17 protein-coding genes are annotated in these 18,651 nt (G+C 41.8%); 2 read left to right on the forward strand and 15 right to left on the reverse strand.

What is annotated here, in order from left to right; all coding sequences use genetic code 11:
• Nucleotides 1–77: 77 nt before the first annotated feature.
• Nucleotides 78–1,019, reverse strand: a complete 942-nt coding sequence (locus FHS45_RS06735; protein WP_243847091.1) for a DUF2515 family protein — start codon at nucleotides 1,017–1,019, stop codon at nucleotides 78–80.
• A 135-nt stretch (nucleotides 1,020–1,154) separates the two neighbouring features.
• Between FHS45_RS06735 and recU the strand changes: the two genes are divergently transcribed.
• Together recU and FHS45_RS06745 are read left to right on the forward strand one after the other, a co-directional pair.
• Nucleotides 1,155–1,745: a Holliday junction resolvase RecU gene (recU, locus tag FHS45_RS06740; RefSeq protein WP_062446312.1), complete on the forward strand. Its 591-nt coding sequence runs from the start codon at nucleotides 1,155–1,157 to the stop codon at nucleotides 1,743–1,745.
• Nucleotides 1,746–1,763: 18 nt separating this feature from the next.
• Nucleotides 1,764–4,445 carry a PBP1A family penicillin-binding protein gene (locus FHS45_RS06745; RefSeq protein ID WP_062446314.1) on the forward strand — a complete coding sequence of 894 codons (2,682 nt, stop codon included), beginning with the start codon at nucleotides 1,764–1,766 and terminating at the stop codon, nucleotides 4,443–4,445.
• A gap of 91 nt (nucleotides 4,446–4,536) precedes the next feature.
• On the opposite strand, the gene nth is transcribed toward FHS45_RS06745, so the two are convergent.
• The 14 genes from nth to bshA form a co-directional block, all read right to left on the reverse strand.
• A complete protein-coding gene (nth, locus tag FHS45_RS06750; RefSeq protein WP_062446316.1) occupies nucleotides 4,537–5,184 on the reverse strand; it encodes an endonuclease III in 648 nt (215 codons plus the stop codon).
• Between the two features lie 16 nt (nucleotides 5,185–5,200).
• Nucleotides 5,201–5,893 (reverse strand): DnaD domain-containing protein, encoded by a 693-nt coding sequence (locus FHS45_RS06755; RefSeq protein ID WP_062446318.1) that lies wholly within the window; start codon nucleotides 5,891–5,893, stop codon nucleotides 5,201–5,203.
• Nucleotides 5,894–6,044: 151 nt separating this feature from the next.
• Nucleotides 6,045–7,337: an asparagine--tRNA ligase gene (gene asnS / locus FHS45_RS06760; RefSeq protein WP_062446320.1), complete on the reverse strand. Its 1,293-nt coding sequence runs from the start codon at nucleotides 7,335–7,337 to the stop codon at nucleotides 6,045–6,047.
• Between the two features lie 23 nt (nucleotides 7,338–7,360).
• Nucleotides 7,361–8,539 (reverse strand): pyridoxal phosphate-dependent aminotransferase, encoded by a 1,179-nt coding sequence (locus tag FHS45_RS06765; protein ID WP_062446322.1) that lies wholly within the window; start codon nucleotides 8,537–8,539, stop codon nucleotides 7,361–7,363.
• A gap of 14 nt (nucleotides 8,540–8,553) precedes the next feature.
• Complete coding sequence (locus FHS45_RS06770) at nucleotides 8,554–9,087, reverse strand: cell wall elongation regulator TseB-like domain-containing protein (RefSeq protein WP_148350135.1); 534 nt, start codon at nucleotides 9,085–9,087, stop codon at nucleotides 8,554–8,556.
• Complete coding sequence (locus tag FHS45_RS06775) at nucleotides 9,041–9,211, reverse strand: YpmA family protein (RefSeq protein ID WP_082412078.1); 171 nt, start codon at nucleotides 9,209–9,211, stop codon at nucleotides 9,041–9,043. The genes FHS45_RS06770 and FHS45_RS06775 overlap by 47 nt, the downstream gene beginning before the upstream one ends.
• 286 nt (nucleotides 9,212–9,497) lie before the next feature.
• Nucleotides 9,498–10,286 (reverse strand): ComEC/Rec2 family competence protein, encoded by a 789-nt coding sequence (locus FHS45_RS06780; protein ID WP_148350137.1) that lies wholly within the window; start codon nucleotides 10,284–10,286, stop codon nucleotides 9,498–9,500.
• Nucleotides 10,287–10,343: 57 nt separating this feature from the next.
• Nucleotides 10,344–13,130 carry an ATP-dependent DNA helicase DinG gene (dinG, locus tag FHS45_RS06785; protein WP_062446327.1) on the reverse strand — a complete coding sequence of 929 codons (2,787 nt, stop codon included), beginning with the start codon at nucleotides 13,128–13,130 and terminating at the stop codon, nucleotides 10,344–10,346.
• A gap of 102 nt (nucleotides 13,131–13,232) precedes the next feature.
• Nucleotides 13,233–13,622, reverse strand: a complete 390-nt coding sequence (gene panD, locus FHS45_RS06790) for an aspartate 1-decarboxylase (protein ID WP_062446329.1) — start codon at nucleotides 13,620–13,622, stop codon at nucleotides 13,233–13,235.
• Between the two features lie 20 nt (nucleotides 13,623–13,642).
• Nucleotides 13,643–14,509, reverse strand: a complete 867-nt coding sequence (gene panC / locus FHS45_RS06795) for a pantoate--beta-alanine ligase (protein ID WP_062446331.1) — start codon at nucleotides 14,507–14,509, stop codon at nucleotides 13,643–13,645.
• On the reverse strand, nucleotides 14,506–15,342 hold the full coding sequence (gene panB, locus FHS45_RS06800) for a 3-methyl-2-oxobutanoate hydroxymethyltransferase (RefSeq protein WP_062446333.1): 837 nt from the start codon (nucleotides 15,340–15,342) through the stop codon (nucleotides 14,506–14,508). Before panB ends, panC begins: the two co-directional genes overlap by 4 nt.
• On the reverse strand, nucleotides 15,329–16,330 hold the full coding sequence (locus FHS45_RS06805) for a biotin--[acetyl-CoA-carboxylase] ligase (protein ID WP_062446335.1): 1,002 nt from the start codon (nucleotides 16,328–16,330) through the stop codon (nucleotides 15,329–15,331). Before FHS45_RS06805 ends, panB begins: the two co-directional genes overlap by 14 nt.
• Complete coding sequence (locus FHS45_RS06810) at nucleotides 16,306–17,529, reverse strand: CCA tRNA nucleotidyltransferase (RefSeq protein ID WP_062446337.1); 1,224 nt, start codon at nucleotides 17,527–17,529, stop codon at nucleotides 16,306–16,308. Before FHS45_RS06810 ends, FHS45_RS06805 begins: the two co-directional genes overlap by 25 nt.
• Nucleotides 17,519–18,649, reverse strand: coding sequence for an N-acetyl-alpha-D-glucosaminyl L-malate synthase BshA (bshA, locus tag FHS45_RS06815; protein WP_062446339.1), 1,131 nt, complete (start codon nucleotides 18,647–18,649; stop codon nucleotides 17,519–17,521). The genes FHS45_RS06810 and bshA overlap by 11 nt, the downstream gene beginning before the upstream one ends.
• Nucleotides 18,650–18,651: the final 2 nt, after the last annotated feature.

Below are 18,651 nucleotides of genomic sequence, written 5' to 3' on the forward strand. Positions count from 1 at the left end.
CAAGAAGACACACAGGCAATCCTAAATTAGATGGAGAAAACCATCCGGCAACATGAGGCAGGAGGCTGATTGAATGATCAGCCTCTCCCTATTCTATACATCCATTTACTCAGCCGCATCAATGCCTGTTTTTTTACATAATATCGTCTGGGAGCGTTATCTGGCAGAGGTAAACTGTTCTGCCACCACTTTTGTTTCAACCCCCTTAAGCGAAACCAATCTTCACGAATATTGTCTTGATGCTGGACGATAGCGTAAACCTCCTGTAAAGGCGGTGCTGCTACCATCGAATTACGAAAAAATTGTTCGTAATCTTTTCTGCTTCCTGTTGGCTTAACAGTTAACGCAAAATTGAGGAAACCTGGATAAAAATCAGGGTGAAACAGCATATCTGCCAATGTGTTTCCAATCGAGATTCGCTGATCAAGATGGGTAAATCGATAAATAGGAAGACCGTATAATATACCGCTTTCTCCAGGCAGTAATACCACATTCAAACGAAATATAGATTCGAGCATGTACGGCCACTGATGGAACACCTTTTCCTGATACCAAGGTTGCTGGATAACTGGATTTTCAATCACATTTTGTTCATTTATAATAAGTGCTTTCACAAGTCTTGATTTATCTTTTGTTTCCCAAAATCTCAGCCATTCGTTAATCATGAATTGGGATACGTGAAACTTATTTAGAAGATGGAATAAAGGTGTCCTCTTCTCCTTTGAGAGTTGGTAAAGAAGAAGCTGAGGGTAAGCATCTGAAAAAATCAGCCAGTTCGCCCGCTCATAAGTAGAAAATAACATCCACCGCTGCTTATCAGTCAAAAGGGTTATTAATGGCTGTATAGCTAGGTCCGTCATATTCCATCCAGCATTTCTAGATACCATACTTGCAAGAAATGCCCATCGAATCTCTTTATTTTTCAAATAAAAGTTTTGATAAGCATTGGTCCGGGTAATATTATCCGAGTTATAACGTGCTGTTTTGTTTGTAACTTGCTGGAAAATATCGCCCTTCATATCCAAACTCATAGTCAACATCCTTTTTTTGTATATTATGTGTCTATATCACTGGTATATTTAAAGTATGGATAATTTTTGTTCTCATTTTTGCGGAAAATTTGGTATGATACTCTCATGGTGGGAGGTATAATGATGAATTATCCAAATGGGAAACGGGGCTCTGTCGCTAAATCAGCCAACCCCCAAAAAAAGAAGCCCGACTTCAGTAACAGGGGTATGACACTTGAGGAGGACATCAATGTAACCAATGAGTATTATTTATCGTCTAATACTGCGGTGATTCATAAAAAGCCGACCCCCGTACAGATTGTTCGTGTTGATTATCCAAAAAGAAGCGCGGCAGTCATTAAAGAAGGCTATTTCAAGCAAGCATCCACTACAGACTATAATGGCATTTACCGAGGCAGTTATATAGATTTTGAAGCGAAGGAAACGAGAAATAAGACTTCTTTTCCCTTAAGCAATATCCATCAACATCAAATCGATCATATGAAATCAGTGCATGAACACGGGGGCATTTGTTTTATGATCATCCGTTTCACACCACATGATGAAACATTCTTTTTATCTGCTGTGAAACTTTTTTACTGGTGGGAGGAACAATATCAAGGAGGAAGAAAGTCCATTCCTTATTCTTTTATTAAAAGGCATGGTAAGCTGATTCCTTTTCACTACCAGGCACGAGTAGATTACATCAAAGTTCTTGACAAGCTTTTTTTCTAGAAATGGAGGAAATGAGTTATGGCAAATGACAGCCAATCTCGTACAGCAAGACGAAATCAAAAAAATAATAAAGGAAACAGAAAACCGGTATTTAAAAAGGTACTTCTTGCCCTTTTAATCACCGGTATTGTTCTAATGATAGCTACCGGGAGCTTAATGGCTTATTATGTTTCCAGTGCACCAGAGTTAAATAAAGCGCAATTATCTGATCCTATTCCATCACGCGTATATGACATGAATGGTGAGCTATTTGCGGAATTAGGCAGTGAAAACAGAACCAAGATCAGTTACAGTGAACTGCCGGACGTTATGAGAGATGCAGTGCTGGCTACCGAGGATGTCCGTTTTTTCGAACACTCAGGTATTGATATCCGAAGAATTGGCGGAGCTGTAATCAGCAATATAACATCTGGCTTTGGCTCCCAGGGAGCGAGCACTATAACGCAGCAGGTAGTCAAACGCTCCTTCTTAAGTCCTGACAAAACGTTAAAACGAAAAGTACAGGAGCAATGGCTGGCGATTAAATTGGAACAGCAATATTCTAAAGAAGAAATTTTTGAAATGTATATGAATAAAATTTATTACGACAGCGGTGCCTATGGGGTAGCTGAAGCGGCAGAGACATACTATGGAATTACCGACCTTAAAGAACTTACGCTGCCACAGGCTGCATTGCTGGCCGGTCTTCCTCAACGCCCGGCAGCTTATAACCCTATTAAAAATCCAGAATATGCAAAAGAACGCCGTGACAGGGTATTAGATCTGATGGTCCACCATGACAAGATATCAGAACAAGAGGCGGAAGAAGCAAAAAGTGTAGAGATTGAAGAAATGCTTAACCCTGCGGAAAAACGCACGAACAAGTATCAAGCATTCTTAGATCAAGTCCAAAGAGAAGTAGAAGCAAAACTCGACGGGGCTGATATTTACGAGGATGGCCTTCGTATTTATACCACTGTGGAGCCGAAGGCGCAGGAGAAAGTCGAAGAATTGTTAAGTAAAGACAGCCCGCTTCCATTCCCGGATGATGAGCTGCAAACAGCGACTACAGTCGTCGATACTCAAACAGGAGCTATACGAGCAATAGGTGGAAGCAGATCCGAAGAGGCTGGCGGGTATAATTATGCCATCCAGGGGGGCCGTCAGGCAGGTTCTACATTCAAACCTATCATGGCTTATGGACCTGTGATAGAAAATAAAAAATGGTCTACTTATCATCAGTATGATGATGATGGTCCAGTAGAATTCCCGAATGGGGATGTTATCGGCAACTATAATGATAAATATTACGGATGGGTTTCTATGCGTGAAGCACTTTATCGTTCTCTCAATAATCCGGCAGTCAATACAATGCAGGAAGTGGGTATGGATGAAGCCAAATCATTTGCAGAAGGGCTTGGTATTGAGTTCAAAGATGATGAAATCTATCCTGCTGATGCTATTGGCGGCGCCAAAACGACTGCTACTCCAAAAGAACTGGCCGGTGCTTATGCAGCATTTGGGAATGAAGGTGTCTTTAATGAACCATATGCGGTAGAAAAGGTTGTCCTGCCGGACGATGAAGAATTAGATTTGAAGCCAGAACCTCAAGCCGCTATGAGCAAATACACTGCTTATATGATTACAGATATGCTTAAAAGCGTAGTGAACAATGACAGCGGTACAGGGCGTGATGCAAATATCCCTGACCTTCCGTTGGCAGGTAAGACCGGTACAACAAACTCTTATAACGAGGGTGAAGATGTCACTCCTGATGCCTGGTTCAATGGTTATACGACGAACTACTCGATTTCTACCTGGACCGGTTACGGTGAAGGTAATGCCCGTGATATTCCAGGAGCAGGTAAAGATATTCCGAAACAATTGTTCAAATCATTGATGACCAGCCTCTCAGAAGGTAAAGATACTAAAGATTTTACCATGCCTGAAACAGTCAAAGAAGTTGAAGTGGAGAAAGGTTCGAATCCAGCAAAACTTCCAAGTGACTATACACCGGATTCAGAAATCGTAACGGAATTATTCCATGTCGACAACATGCCATCTGAAACATCTGAGGAGTATGACCGCCTGGATCCTGTAAAAGATCTTAAGGCCAAATATAACAAAGGTAAGCATGTCATAGATATGTCTTGGAATCACGACGATGATGTCTCGTTTGAAGTTTCTGTATCCGTAGATGGGTCCGATGAGAGAACCATTACTACAACGGATAAAAAGTCACTGGAAGTAACTCAAATCAATGAAGGTTCGACTTATAAGTTTACGATAAGAGCGGTCGGTGATGACAGCAAAAGTGAAGGAAAATCTGTTGAAGTCACTGTCCCTGGCGGTGATGAAGAACAAGAAGAAGACACAGACGAAGAAAATCAGGATGAAGAAGAAAACGAAAATGAAGATCAAGGCCAAGGAAACAATGGCAATGGTAATGGTAATGGCAACAATGGCAATGGCAGAGGAAATGGTAATGATGATGGTGATGGTGACACTGGCAGCGACGGTGATGACGGCGGTGGTGACACTGACGGCGACGGCACTGATGGCGGTGACACTGGTGATGACGACGCTGACGGCGGTGATACTGGCGGCGACGGCACTGATGGCGGTGACACTGGTGATGACGACGCTGACGGCGGTGACACTGGCGGCGACACTGACGACAGTGACTCTAACGAAGATAGTAGCAATAGCCTGTTGCCATAGCATTTCACAAATTACCCCTATAGAAAAGCCAGTAGCTGGTTCAATCCAGCTACTGGCTTTTTTCCGTAAAATTAAGACTAGAAGTTAAAATTTATCTTTTTCGCATACGTTTCTTTCCTTCTCTGCATAAATCAAGCAGCTTACATTCCTCACAATTAGGCCGTTGTGCTTTACAGTGATACCTGCCAAAGAAAATCATACGGTGATGGGTTTCGCTCCATCTTTCCTTCGGTATTTTTCTCATCAAGGTCTTCTCTACCTCTAATACAGAGTCTTTCCACCTGCAAATACCCAACCGTTTTGATACTCTTTCTACATGGGTATCTACAGCAATAGCTGGTTCCTCAAAGGCAACAGAAGCTACCACATTGGCTGTTTTTCTTCCCACACCCGCAAGACTTTCCAATTCTTGTTTGGTCCGAGGTACCTCCCCACCAAATTTATCAAGCAGCGTCTGTGAAAGCTTCCGGATGTTTTTCGCTTTATTCCTATATAGACCGATGGAACGAATATCTTGTTCCAATTCTTCTAACGGTACTGCCAGGTAGTCCTCAGGGGTACGATATTTTTCGAATAAATCTTTTGTTATTTTATTTACTAATGCATCCGTACATTGGGCAGAAAGTACGACGGCAATCAATAAGTCAAATGGATTGGAATGGTTTAACTCACATTCGGCGTGTGGAAACATTTCTTCGAAAACATCCAGGCAATACTCGATTTGTTTTTTATTGAGCAACTGTCCATCTCTCCCTCTATTCTTCCTCCAGCCAATTATAATATAAAGAAATATCTTTTTTTGAACTTTGGCTTACGGTTTCTCCAGACTTCTGTTGACCCCTGAATTGTTTACCGGCTTGTCGTGCTTGATCAACACTGCGGATTCCCTTCTTCTTCCATTCCCTAAGGATGCGATCTATATATTTGAAGTTTAGTTTCCCCATCAAAACAGCTTCACGCAACGCTGCCTTTATTAAGGAAGGCGGCTGTTCATCCTGATCGAGCCATATATTAATCGTTTCTATTTCAAAAGGAGATAATAAACGGCCAAATTCCTGTTCGAACAATACAAATAAGTTCTCCTGTGAAGCAGCTTCCGTCGTGGATGGGAACTCTTCACCTGCTGTGTATAGTTTTTCCCATAGTGGTTCAAAAGAGTAATATTCATTCAGGATACCATCTTCGTTCCTTTTTTGTTCAATTACCAGAATATTTTTTTTGATCAAACTTTGAAGTAGACGAGAGCAGTCCTGGTCTGTGCCTGTGAGATATTTTGAAATTTCCGCAGGAGTAGGAAAAGGATTGCCATCATAATAAAACCTCTGGATTTGGAGTATGGTTATCAATTCTGAATCTGTAAGACCTAACGATTGATAATTCATCAATAATTTTTTGGAGAGCGTCATTTGATCATTCAATATATCCTGATATTGCTGATAATTACTCATATTTTTCACACCTTAAATGTATATATACTGGATGTCTTTTCTAGTAATAGAGCTAACTGCGCTCCATAAAACAATAACTAAGCTGGTCACAACATAGACCATGCACGGGGTCCGTAAGCATGGTCTATGGATTAGATATTAGCGACTTGCATTATGGATATAAACGATTGAGCAGACGCGGGAATGGTATGGTTTCACGTACATGCTCGACACCTGCAATCCAGGCGACGGTACGCTCTAATCCTAACCCGAACCCAGAATGCGGGACACTGCCATACTGACGAAGCTGAAGATACCATTCATATGCTGGGCCAGTCAGCCCGTGTTCTTCATAACGTTGTTTCATCAGCTCCATATCATCGATGCGCTGAGATCCTCCAATTATCTCTCCATATCCTTCTGGAGCAATCAAGTCCGCGCATAAAACGACATCTGGACGTTTTGGATCTGGCTTCATATAAAAGGCTTTGATTTCGGCCGGCCAGTTTGTAATAAAGACAGGCTTGTCGAAACTCTCAGCAATTGCAGTTTCATGAGGGGCACCAAAATCATCTCCCCATTCCACGTCATCAAATCCCTTTTCTTTTACTAACTGAATTGCCTCATCGTAGGTAATACGTGGGAATGGTGCTTGGATGTTTTCAAGTTTTGATGTGTCTCTATCAAGTATCGACAACTCAATCTTACAGTTTTTCAAAACAGATTGAACGACATGTGAAACATACTGCTCTTGTACTTGAAGGCTATCCTCATGATCCATGAACGCCATTTCCGGTTCAATCATCCAAAATTCAATCAGGTGGCGTCTTGTCTTGGATTTTTCTGCACGGAAGGTAGGACCGAAACTGAAAACTTTACCAAGTGCCATTGCTGCCGCTTCCATATATAATTGGCCTGATTGAGACAGATAGGCATCTTCATCAAAGTATTTCGTATGGAAAAGCTCCGTCGTACCCTCTGCAGAAGCACCTGTAAGAATCGGAGGATCCACTTTGACATATCCCTGTTCATTAAAAAATTCATAAGTCGCCCGAATGATTTCATTACGAACCTTCATCACGGCATGTTGTTTTTTCGAACGCAGCCATAAATGACGGTGATCCATTAAGAATTCGGTTCCATGATCTTTTGGGGTAATGGGATAATCCACAGCTTCATGAATCAGTTCAAAGTCAGACACCTGCATCTCGAACCCAAGTGGCGAACGAGTATCTTCTACAATTTTTCCGGTCACATAGAGAGAAGATTCCTGGGTAAGACTCTTCGCTTCCTGAAACTTTTCCTCCCCTATTTCTGCTTTCACAGCCACTCCCTGCATAAATCCCGTTCCATCCCTCAGCTGCAGGAATGCAATTTTCCCACTGGATCGCTTATTTGCAAGCCACGCTCCAATCGTCACTTCTTCACCTACATGTTTGTATACTTCAGCTATCGTCGTTTTCACAATGTTCCCTCCAACTAACATGATTAATGATTTTCTACGAAACGTTTGATTCGTTTAGCCGCTTCTTCCAACTGATCTAGTGAAGTAGCATAAGAAAGGCGAATATTATCTGGGGAACCAAAGCCTGAGCCAGGTACTACGGCAACTTTCTCTTCTTCTAAGAGTGCTTCCACCCATGCATCTACTGATTCAAACCCGTTCTTTTCGCTTGCTTTTTTCACATTCGGAAATAGGTAGAATGCTCCTTTTGGTTTCACACATTCTATTCCTGGAATTTCCACCAGCCATTCATACAATTTCTCCAAACGTTCACGGAAGGCTTCTTTCATTTTGTTTACTTCATGCTCATCTGTCGTATAAGCTGCTAATGCAGCGTACTGTGCAATTGACGTAGGGTTGGAGGTGGAATGTGAAGCCATGCTGGTCATCGCTTTTATGATTTCCGGATCACCTGCTGCATAACCGATTCTCCAGCCTGTCATGGAATGTGATTTGGAAACACCATTGATGACAACCGTTTGTTTGTACAAGTCATCTGATAAGGAAGCGATAGAGACATGCTTTTCCTCTGAATAGATCAGCTTTTCATAAATCTCATCCGATACAATCAAAAGATCGTGTTTCAAGCAAATTTCTCCTAGTTCCTGCAATTCCTCTTTAGAGTACATCATGCCAGTTGGATTACTTGGTGAATTGATGATGACCGCCTTTGTCTTAGGAGTAATAGCAGCTTCCAGCTGGTCTGGAGTAATTTTGAAGCCGTTCTCTTCCTTTGCCTCGGCGAATACAGGCTTACCTTCTGCTAATTTCACTTGTTCAGGATAGCTCACCCAATAAGGAGTAGGCACAATCACTTCATCACCCGGGTTAAGTACGACCTGGAACAACGTAAACAAAGCATGCTTTGCACCGGTGGTGACTACTATTTGTGTATCTTTATAGTTTAAGTTCTGGTCTTTTGAGAATTTCTCACTAATCGCCTGTTTAAGATCTGGTATTCCGCCAGAAGGCGTATATTTAGTTAAGCCTTGTTTCATGGCATATGATGCTGCATCCAAAATATATTCTGGGGTGTTGAAATCAGGCTCTCCTGCTCCTAAGCCGATGACATCATGTCCATCTGCTTTCAATGCCTTCGCTTTTGCGGTAATTGCTAACGTACTGGATGGTGTCAATGCTTGTACTCGGTTTGCTAGTTTCATGTTCTCCACTCCTCTTAAAATCGTTTGAATGCAAATTGCTGATAACGTTCTCCGGACTTCGCGTCATAATGAGCAAGTACATACCGGCCCTGCTCATCTATGTAGGTCATTTCCCATATTGCCCTTTTTTCTTCCAAGCCTAATTTGATATCCAACCACTCACATGAACGGCAAGACTCCTGCCAACTTTTTTTCAGCTTGGCTGACTCAACAAGTGCTTCTGATTGCAAATAAGTTTCCAATTGCTTTTTGTCTGTACTGATAAATGCGTATCCTTTTTCACCAGTTTCCTCTGTGCCGGATACTATGTGAAAGACCTCGTTACCGTTATACCTTTCAACAGCAGTGATGTCAATTAACTCTGTTTCATTCAATGCTATTTGTCTGGAATTTTCAAAACCCTCTCGCTTTTGGTCCATAATAGATGAATAAAATGTAAAAGCCGAGATAACCAATACTATTCCAAGTATAAAGGTGCCCAGCAGCGTCCATTTTAACCAATCAGGTACGGTAGATCGTGAAGACTGCGGTGTCTTGATCATCTTCATCCAACGCCAATCCAAACATTAAATTTTCTTCTTTCAACGTACGGTTCAATGTATCCACTATTTTGTATAGATCATCGCTATTCTTTATTTTTACCGTTGACAACGTTTCAATTTTGTTCCCCATTTTAATTCCTCCAAAAAAATCAGTTCATCTCAATATTTACTACTCATAATACCATGTTTCTAACTGATACTAATATTGTAACGTCAAGTCATCACCTTAATCATTATAACAGTTTGCCGATCAGAAATTGATGGTGAATTCAAGATAAAATAAAAAACCTAACCCACAACCATCCTGTGCCCGACTTCGGGCACAGTTTTTTTAATGTAAACTTTACGCGTTTAAGGAGAAAAGTAAAACAAAAACAAAGGCTCTCGCCAACAAATTGGCGATAAAGCCAGTTTTTCTAGTCAGAGGGTATATGGTATTGATCCTTACCTATTTCAATGGTAGTTGTTCCAGTCTGCTGCAATCGGTAAACGTCCATCCAAAAACCGTGCATCCGTTCAATCAGCCCATCATTAACTGATGTCCCTTTTCTTGTAAATAAAACAGCAAGGTGTGGATCTGTTTTTTCCAGAAATTGTTCTGTAGGAGAGGTTCCTGTACCGTAGTTTCCAATCTTCAATATTTGGAAAGGTGGTAACGACTTATTGGAAATGTGAACTTCTTCTTCCAGATCTCCTTTCGTAAAAAATATGATTCCAGTTTCATGAAAGGAAAGGTGTAAGGACATCTGTTCATTCTCTGTATAAATGACCTGTAAGGACACACCGTCTAATTGGGTACGATCACCTTCTTTCCAATTGACCGTTGATACGCCATCCGGTACATTGCAATTATCGGAGAGTGAACCAGTATAAAAAATTTCCTCGACATCATAATCGGTTACTACTTCTTTCAGATTCCCGCAAAAATCACTGGTCTGCCCTGTCAGGACAATCCCTTTGATTTTTTTTACTTCCAGTCTTTCCAATTCCTTTTTAAGGAATTTAAGACTGGAAGTTTCACCGGTATTAAAAAGGTAATTTCGTCTTCGGTCGGATTGGAGCAGTGTAGCCTCCCCATCAGGGATATTGAAAAATGTAATCTCCGCCTGGCTTTGCTCTTTCGGTTTATACTGTGGCTGTTCCGGCCCACTTGCACCAGCAAGAATGAACCATACCGTCAGTAAAAGAAACAAAAATCTTTTCATCTGCATCCCTGCTATCTTTCAAAAGTTTAACACCATTAGCATATGCAGAGGAAAAAATCATAACCATTCTGTCGCTTTTTGCATCAGTCTGGAAGTACTGTCAACTTCCAGTGGTACTTCTGGTATCGATTCGATGAAATACTTGCCATATCTGGCATTGACCAAACGCTGATCACACACAAAAACGATACCTCTATCTGTACTGGAGCGGATCAACCTGCCAAACCCTTGCTTGAATCGGATGACTGCATGTGGTAAAGACTGTTCCATAAAAGCATTTTTGCCGTCTCTTTTCAAACGTTCAGCCCTTGCTTGATACACAGGATGATTCGGCGGCTGGAATGGAAGCCGTACAATCATGAGACAGGATAAATCATCTCCTGGGATATCAACACCCTCCCAGAAAGAACTGGTTCCTAACAGTATGGATTGATCAAACGCCTGGAAATTCTTTTTTAAACGTTCCCTGCTCCCACTTGTTACACCTTGGGCAAATAACATGAATTCTTCCGGCATAATGATTTCTCGTAATAATTCGTACGTTTTTTTTAACATATCATAGGAAGTGAATAACACCAGCATCCGACCTTCCGTTATTTGAGCCATGGAGTATATGGCTTCACATGTAGCCGAAATAAAATCATCCTGATCCCTTTTTATATCAGGAAAATCATCCGGCACCATCAACCGTACTTGCTCATGGAATGGATAAGGGGAAGGTATTTTCTTTTGTACTGGATTTAATTCTGTTATCCCAAGCCTGTCGGTAATATACCGGAAAGAATGCTTCATCGTAAGGGTGGCACTAGTCAGGATGACACTTGCTTTTACATCGAACAAGGATTGTTTTAGACGGGAAGCTATATTTACAGGTTCGCTGTATAAATAAACAGCATTGTGAGCCCCCATAGCGTCAATTTCCAGCCATTTGACCTCCTCTTCATCCTCGTTTAATAAATAATGGTTCAGCTCATCCTTCATCTGTATTAGTTTCTGAATAAAAGCAGCCATTTCTACAAAGTCTGAATTACTGGAATCAGTCAATACGTTTTCAGCTGCCAGATGGTCCGTCAATGTGTCCATCCCTCGCCCCAAATGATTAACATCAGCCGTCAGCCTTGCCAGCATCTCTTTGATGGTTGATAATTGCTTCGCCTTCACGTTCTTTTGTTGATAGGTGAATTGCATTCTGCCAACGTCACTATGGTCTTTGTTTTTTTTGTTATTAGACCTGACCAGATGGAATATAAAACGAAACAGAGCATCTACTTCTTCCTTCAAGCTTTTATAAAATGGAATCTCTTCTGTTATTATTTCTTGCATTTTTTCGGACCAGGTAGAATTCTTAGTCGTATACAAGGCTTCTAATTGATTAAAGTAACTTTGCCATAAGCCATAATCCATATGAAGCCCAAAATATTTGCTGGCCGTCGTTTCCAAGTGATGGGCCTCGTCGATGATCAGATGATCGAATTCAGGCATAAATGCATGTTCCAGGGTTAAATCCGTACATAACAAGGAGTGGTTGGAAATGATAATGTCCGCTTCTTCCGCACGCCTTCTTGCTTTACGATAAAAGGAGTCTTTATTGGTCTTTGACCAAGTCTCTTCCGCTTCTTCCTGGTCGGTCGAAATACGATTCCATAAATATCTTCCACTCGAAGGCAGTTGGATTTCGTCGATATCTCCTGTGGTCGTCTCTGTAAGCCAGACAAGCAGCATTGCTTTGGATAATACAATATCGTAATTGTCCCGGCTTCCTTCCCTCAGCTCCTTGCTGAACCTGAGCGTACTGATATAATGTTCTTTCCCTTTTAAAAGGGCGATTTCGAAGGTTTTTCCAAATAACAATTGAACTTGAGGGATTTCCTTTTCCAATAATTGACGCTGCAATTGTGTCGTGTAGGTGCTGATTACTACTTTCTTCTGTTGAGATAAAGCGTAATATACTGCAGGAATCAAATAAGCCAAAGATTTCCCTGTTCCGGTTTCCGCTTCAATCAAGGCGTGTTTTTCCGATGTAAATGCATCATAAACCGTTTCAGCCATCGTTCTCTGACCTTCTCGATACTCATAACCGGAGACACTGGAAGAGAGGCCTTCTTTCGAATGAAAAAGATGCTCCAAATAGTCTCCAAAAGATGAGGCTGCTTCAAATTCACCGGCTGGTTTTTTGTCGATTCTTTTGACAGCCAGTCCATGAATGATATCTATTTCATCGCTTTCTTCATCGGAGTACAGCTTTCTGGAAATTTCATCGTTCAATAATTGGCGTAAATCACTTTTAAACCCACTTTCCATTCTTAAAAGCTGCTCTAAGGTGAGGAGTGGAAGCTCTGAAAACTTTTGAAATAACTGAGCTAATAAGTCTACTGTAACCTTTGTGTCAGATAAAGCCCGGTGAGGGTCTTCATGTTGTATGTTCAGTTGGTCTGCCAGCTGCCCCAGCTTGAACCCTGGAGACTGAGGCAGTAATATGCGGGCTAGCTCCACAGTGTCTATCACTGGGTTATCTAGCGCTTTCAAACCACAATCAGCAAATTCCTTATTTAAAAAGCCAAGATCGAACTGAATATTATGAGCCACAATATAGGCGTCTGAGAACTTTTCATACATCTCCTCTGCTATTTCAGAAAAAAGAGGGGCATGTGCCACCTGTTCATTCGTTATACCAGTAAGGTTCGTTATGAAAGGCGGTATGTCCTGTTCAGGATATACCAGGGAAGAAAATTCCTCCACTATCTCTCCATCTTCCCATATAACCACACCTACTTCGATGATCCGGTCGTTTTTGGCTGGAGTATTTCCGGTAGTCTCTAAATCGACCACCACGAACTTAGCCATAAACCACCCCTCCTTTCACTTGTTCAAACAATAATAAAGGATTCCGCTTTGTGATGAAGCGAGAATCCCCATGTTAAGCATATATGAATTGCCTGGCCTTCGTCAGTTGGTGACTGCCGTTAAAGGAGGCTCTTCCTCAATGACTCGCAATACTTGATTATCCTCATTCATTAAAGCTATCTTCGGCTTAAAATCCACTAACTCTTCTTCCGATAACATCGCATAGGCAACAATGATAATGATATCGTCCGGCTGTACCAGACGGGCCGCTGCCCCATTCAGACAGACGACACCACTCCCTCTAGCGCCTGCAATCACATAGGTTTCCAGACGGGCGCCATTATTGTTATTTACAATTTGCACCTTTTCGTGAGGGAGGATGCCTACTTGGTCGATGATATCCTGATCTATTGTAATGCTGCCGACATAATTCAAGTTTGCTTCCGTGACACGGGCACGGTGTATTTTAGCTTTCATCATGGTCTGAAACATTATGTTCTCCTCCTAAAGAGTCATCCTATAGTTACCGCTCCATGGCTGTCGAATACCTGGTTGTCGATAAGCCTTGCTTTTTCAAATTGGACAGCTGCGGCTATAATCATTTGTCCTTTGGGACGATCGATATTTTCCAGCTCCGGATAGGATAGTAATTCAACATAATCTATTTTACCATGAGTATGTGTTTCAATAAATGTATTTACAGCAGTCTTAACATTATTCAAATCCTGTTCACCATTCCGAATCATTTCGCGACCTTGTTGCAGGGCAGCATAAATTACTGGTGCATCCTTGCGCTCCTGATCGTTTAAATTAACATTCCGGCTGCTTTTCGCTAATCCATCGGGCTCTCTCACTGTAGCTACAGGCACAATTTCTACCGGGAAATTCAAATCATCCACCAAGGCTTTTACGACTGCCACCTGCTGGGCATCTTTCATACCGAAATAAGCCTTCGCGGGCTGGCATAAATGAAAAAGCTTGGCCACTACCGTCACAACACCGTCAAAATGACCTGGACGGCTCTTTCCACATAATACATTCGTTCTTTTATTGACGCTTAATTGGATGGCGGATTCGGTAGGATACATACTTTCTTTTGTAGGAAAAAATAGCAAATCCACTCCGAGTTTTTGTGCAACTGTTTGGTCATGGACCTCATCCCTTGGATATCGATCCAAATCCTCTCCTTCACCAAATTGAAGCGGGTTGATAAAAATGCTCAGAATTACTATGTCATTTTCTTCTTTCGCTTCTTTTATTAGCTGTTCATGCCCTTCATGCAAATAACCCATCGTTGGTACAAAGCCTATTTGCTTCCCTTGGGCTTTAAATTCACTAGCTTTCTTTTGTATTATTTCTGGTGAGTCGATAATTTTCATTTTTCATCACCATTAACAGACGGCAAATAGGTTGGATCCATGGTGAACGTATGCGCTTCGGCCGGAAAATTGTGAGCCTTAACCTCTTTCACATAATTTCCAAGCGCCTCTGTAAATTGTTGGTTTGCATCACCATACGTTTGGACAAATTTAGGCAGCCTGTCCACTCCATAGTTCAGGATGTCATGATAAACCAGCACTTGACCGTCACACCCGGCGCCAGCTCCTATACCGATGGTAGGAATGGAGAGCTGTTCACTGATCAATGCTGCCAGTTCCTTTGGTACACATTCCAGTACAAGTGCAATGGCACCGCTTCTTTCTACAGCGAGGGAATCCTCCAGCAACTGTGCTGCTGCTTCTTTTTGTTTTCCTTGCACTTTATAACCACCTAGCACATTGACGGATTGAGGGGTCAAACCCAGGTGACCAACTACAGGTATCCCGCCTTCTGTAAGCCGTTCGATTGTAGGTAACACATTTCCGGCACCTTCCACCTTTAATGCCTGGGCCTGCGTTTCCTGGTAGATCTTCATAGCATTCTTCAACGATTCTTCTAAGGAAATATGATAAGACATGAACGGCATATCAACTACGACATAAGTTTTGCCAGCCCCACGCACTACGGCTTTGCCGTGATGAATCATATCATCCACCGTCACAGGAATGGTTGAATCATAACCGAGCACAACCATCCCTAAAGAATCCCCTACTAAAATCATATCCACGCCTGCATTTTCTGCAAATTTGGCAGAAGGATAATCATAAGCAGTTACCATCGCAATTTTTTCCTTGCTATTTTTCATATCAAGCATTTGTTTACGGGTTAGCATTGTAGCCATCATCTCCCCAATGTATTTCGGCAGAATAAAGTTTCTTCTGCTTGCCATCGTTTGTCCGAGTCAATAATGCACCATCACTTTCAATGCCGACCAATGTAGCCGGCCATGTTTTTCGCATCGTGGATATCGTGACTTCCTCCCCGATTTTATATCCATACTTTTCCCATTTTTCCTTAACAGATTGGAAACCTTTATCGAGAAACTGCTCGTATGTATTTTCAAAGGTCTCGAGAATGAGCTGGATCAGCCAATTGATTTCCCACGATTTTTGGGACTCTATCTTCAATGAGGTGGCTTTGTGTCTGATATCTTCCGGTATACTCTGCTGATCATGATTAACATTAATCCCGATTCCGAGCACAATATATTGAATCTGATCTTGTTCCGCTTGCATTTCTGTCAATATTCCGGCTATTTTTTTATGATTAATCAATATATCATTCGGCCATTTAATTTGGGGTGTTAGCTCTGTTGCAGAAGCGAACACCTCTGCCAGTACCACGGCTGTGAGCAAGGTTATTTGGGGAGCCTGAACTGGCGGCAATTCCGGTTTCAATAATAAACTCATCCAGATTCCCTGGTTTTTGCCGGAATGCCATGGTCTTGACATACGCCCTTTCCCTTTTACTTGTTCATCCGCGACCACTACTGTGCCATGCCCGTATCCTTCCTGGACTAACTGGTGAATGATTTCCTGTGTTGAACCTACTTGCTCATAATGAAAGATTTCCTTGCCTATGCGTATTGTATTTAATCCCCATCTTAAGGTATTCTTGGTCACTTTATCAGGAAAAGCGACAATTCGATACCCTTTACGCGGGGCAGCTTCAATCTTGTAACCATCCTTCTCCAGTTCTTTCATATGTTTCCATACGGCAGTTCTGGATACATCCAAACGCCTGGAAAGTTCCTGCCCTGAAAGGTAAGCATTTTTATTGCTTTCCAGGATTTTAATCAATCTTTGCCGGGTGGATTCCATGCCTGTACCCACTCCTTTATTTCATTATAATCGTTCGCCAGTTCCATGGAAACTACCTTCTTCTCCAGGGAAACAAGCAGTTCACCTATCCAAGGCCCCTTTGGAACGTCCGGAAACATTTCCATTAAGTGAGCGGCCGATAACTCAATTTCACTACGATCCGTAATCACTAAATTCTTTCTGATGGATGTTAACTTATTGGCATATCCGCTGGACATATCTGGGAAAAGCAGACCGACAAGCCGGATAAAGCCCTTATCCAAATGAGGAGGCATGTTATAAACCAGCCATTCATCCAGACCACGAAGTTTGTATTGTTCCAGAGCCTCAACATAAGCTTTTGCATTATACTTAAGCCGCCTGGAAAGCTTCCATTGTTTCACCCAGTCATCCACGGTGACTTCCGGGTGATAGAAAACAAAGAAGCTGATAAGTTCCGCAAAATCATCGAGAGGATAAGTGATTCCTTTTGCGTAATCAAATAGAAACGGGTACTGCTTGAACACAGGGAAAAATCGGTGGATGCCTGATTGTTTACATGCTTCTACAGCCTGAATCAGATATTCGCCTCGAAATAACTTTTCAAATTCCACAGCAATTCGCTCAACAGCTATCTCCTTTAACCATTCTCCCTGTTTAAGAATAGCTGCAGAAGTGTTTTTTTCAATATGAAAGCCTAATTGGCTGCTAAACCGGATAGCACGCATGATACGAAGTGGATCCTCTTCGAATCGTTCCAAAGGGTCGCCAACCGCCTGTATCTTTTTGTCCTTGATTGCTTGCAACCCCTCAAACGGGTCCATGACTCTTCCGTCTCTGTTCAATGCCATGGCATTGATAGTAAAGTCTCTACGGGCCAGGTCCAGTTCGATATCGGTCACGAACTCCACCTTATCTGGATGGCGGTGGTCTTCATAACCAGATTCAGAACGAAAAGTAGTTACTTCATAGGATTGTCCTTCGTATCTGATAATTACAGTTCCATGCTCAATGCCCACAGGGATTACTTTTTTAAATAGTGTCTTAATATCCTGGGGAGTAGCAGAACTTGCTATGTCAACATCCACAATATCCTTGCCGATCAAGGCGTCACGTACAGAACCGCCAACAAAAAAAGCTTGAAAGCCATGTTTCTCGATACGCTCCAGAACTGGGAGTGCTTGTTGGAATGCTGGAATCTGAGTGATATTAACGTTCATTATTCAACACCTTATCATAAAGAGCCTCGTATTGTTTCAATATCTCTTGCGAATGGAACTCTACTTTCACGCGTTTTTCGCTTTGTTTAGAGAATTTCTCCCATATATCTTTATTTGAGAGGATTTCTATACTTTTTTTACTGATATCTTCGATGTCTCCGATATCAGTAATATAACCAGTTTCTCCATGTAAAATAACTTCTGGTATTCCACCCGCATTCGTTCCGATACAAGGAACTCCACAAGCCATTGCTTCCAGCAGGACAAGGCCAAAGCTTTCTTTTTCTGAAAGCAGCAGTTTAAGGTCGGAAATTGAAAGTAGCTCCGAGACGTTCTCTTGCTTTCCTAAAAATAGGACATGGTCCTGCAGGCCAAGATCCTGGACTAATTGATACGTATTAGAAAATTCGGGACCATCTCCGACAAGCAACAGTTTTGAAGGTATTTCCGCTGCTATTCGATGAAAGGCATGAACGACATCTGCGACCCTTTTTACTCTCCTGAAATTTGAAATATGGATAATAACCTTTTCTTCTTGGCCAATATGGTACTGTTTTTTGAGGTCTTGATCAGAATGGCGAAAATATTCCCTTTCATCCACGAAGTTATATAGTACGTCCATTCCCCTCGTTATCGACAACATCTCTTTGGTTTGTTCTGCCAGACTTTTTGAAACAGTAGTCACCCGGTCTGACTGCTCAATCCCAAATTTAATAATATTTTTCATACTTGAATCTATTCCCAGAACGGTAATATCCGTTCCATGCAAGGTTGTAATTATTTTTACATCATGATTTGCCATCTGTTTAGCAAGAATCGCACAAATAGCATGAGGCATCGCATAATGAACATGAAGGATATCGAGCTTTTCACGATTGATGACTTCAGCCATTTTGTTGGCAAGTGCCAGGTCATATGGAGGATGGCTGAAGACCGGATAATTGGTCACTTCTACTTCATGGTAAAAAATATTGGAGTAAATCCGGTTCAACCGAAACGGGACTTGAGAGGTGATGAAATGTATCTCGTGTCCTTCCTCTGCTAGTAATTTTCCTAATTCTGTCGCTATTACCCCAGAGCCCCCCACCGTAGGGTAACAGGTAATCCCTATCTTTTTCACAC

Source organism: Thalassobacillus devorans (genome assembly GCF_011761345.1).
In the GTDB taxonomy this organism is placed as follows: Bacteria; Bacillota; Bacilli; order Bacillales; family Halobacillaceae; genus Thalassobacillus; species Thalassobacillus devorans.

Bases quoted from the DNA above. Each gene is read 5' to 3' on its own strand.
- FHS45_RS06735 (WP_243847091.1), bottom strand. From the start codon at position 1,019: ATGAAGGGCGATATTTTCCAGCAAGTTACAAACAAAACAGCACGTTAT.
- recU (WP_062446312.1), top strand. From the start codon at position 1,155: ATGAATTATCCAAATGGGAAACGGGGCTCTGTCGCTAAATCAGCCAAC.
- FHS45_RS06745 (WP_062446314.1), top strand. From the start codon at position 1,764: ATGGCAAATGACAGCCAATCTCGTACAGCAAGACGAAATCAAAAAAAT.
- FHS45_RS06755 (WP_062446318.1), bottom strand. From the start codon at position 5,893: ATGAGTAATTATCAGCAATATCAGGATATATTGAATGATCAAATGACG.
- FHS45_RS06765 (WP_062446322.1), bottom strand. From the start codon at position 8,539: ATGAAACTAGCAAACCGAGTACAAGCATTGACACCATCCAGTACGTTA.
- FHS45_RS06770 (WP_148350135.1), bottom strand. From the start codon at position 9,087: ATGAAGATGATCAAGACACCGCAGTCTTCACGATCTACCGTACCTGAT.
- FHS45_RS06775 (WP_082412078.1), bottom strand. From the start codon at position 9,211: ATGGGGAACAAAATTGAAACGTTGTCAACGGTAAAAATAAAGAATAGC.
- FHS45_RS06780 (WP_148350137.1), bottom strand. From the start codon at position 10,286: ATGAAAAGATTTTTGTTTCTTTTACTGACGGTATGGTTCATTCTTGCT.
- dinG (WP_062446327.1), bottom strand. From the start codon at position 13,130: ATGGCTAAGTTCGTGGTGGTCGATTTAGAGACTACCGGAAATACTCCA.
- panD (WP_062446329.1), bottom strand. From the start codon at position 13,622: ATGTTTCAGACCATGATGAAAGCTAAAATACACCGTGCCCGTGTCACG.
- panC (WP_062446331.1), bottom strand. From the start codon at position 14,509: ATGAAAATTATCGACTCACCAGAAATAATACAAAAGAAAGCTAGTGAA.
- panB (WP_062446333.1), bottom strand. From the start codon at position 15,342: ATGCTAACCCGTAAACAAATGCTTGATATGAAAAATAGCAAGGAAAAA.
- FHS45_RS06805 (WP_062446335.1), bottom strand. From the start codon at position 16,330: ATGGAATCCACCCGGCAAAGATTGATTAAAATCCTGGAAAGCAATAAA.
- FHS45_RS06810 (WP_062446337.1), bottom strand. From the start codon at position 17,529: ATGAACGTTAATATCACTCAGATTCCAGCATTCCAACAAGCACTCCCA.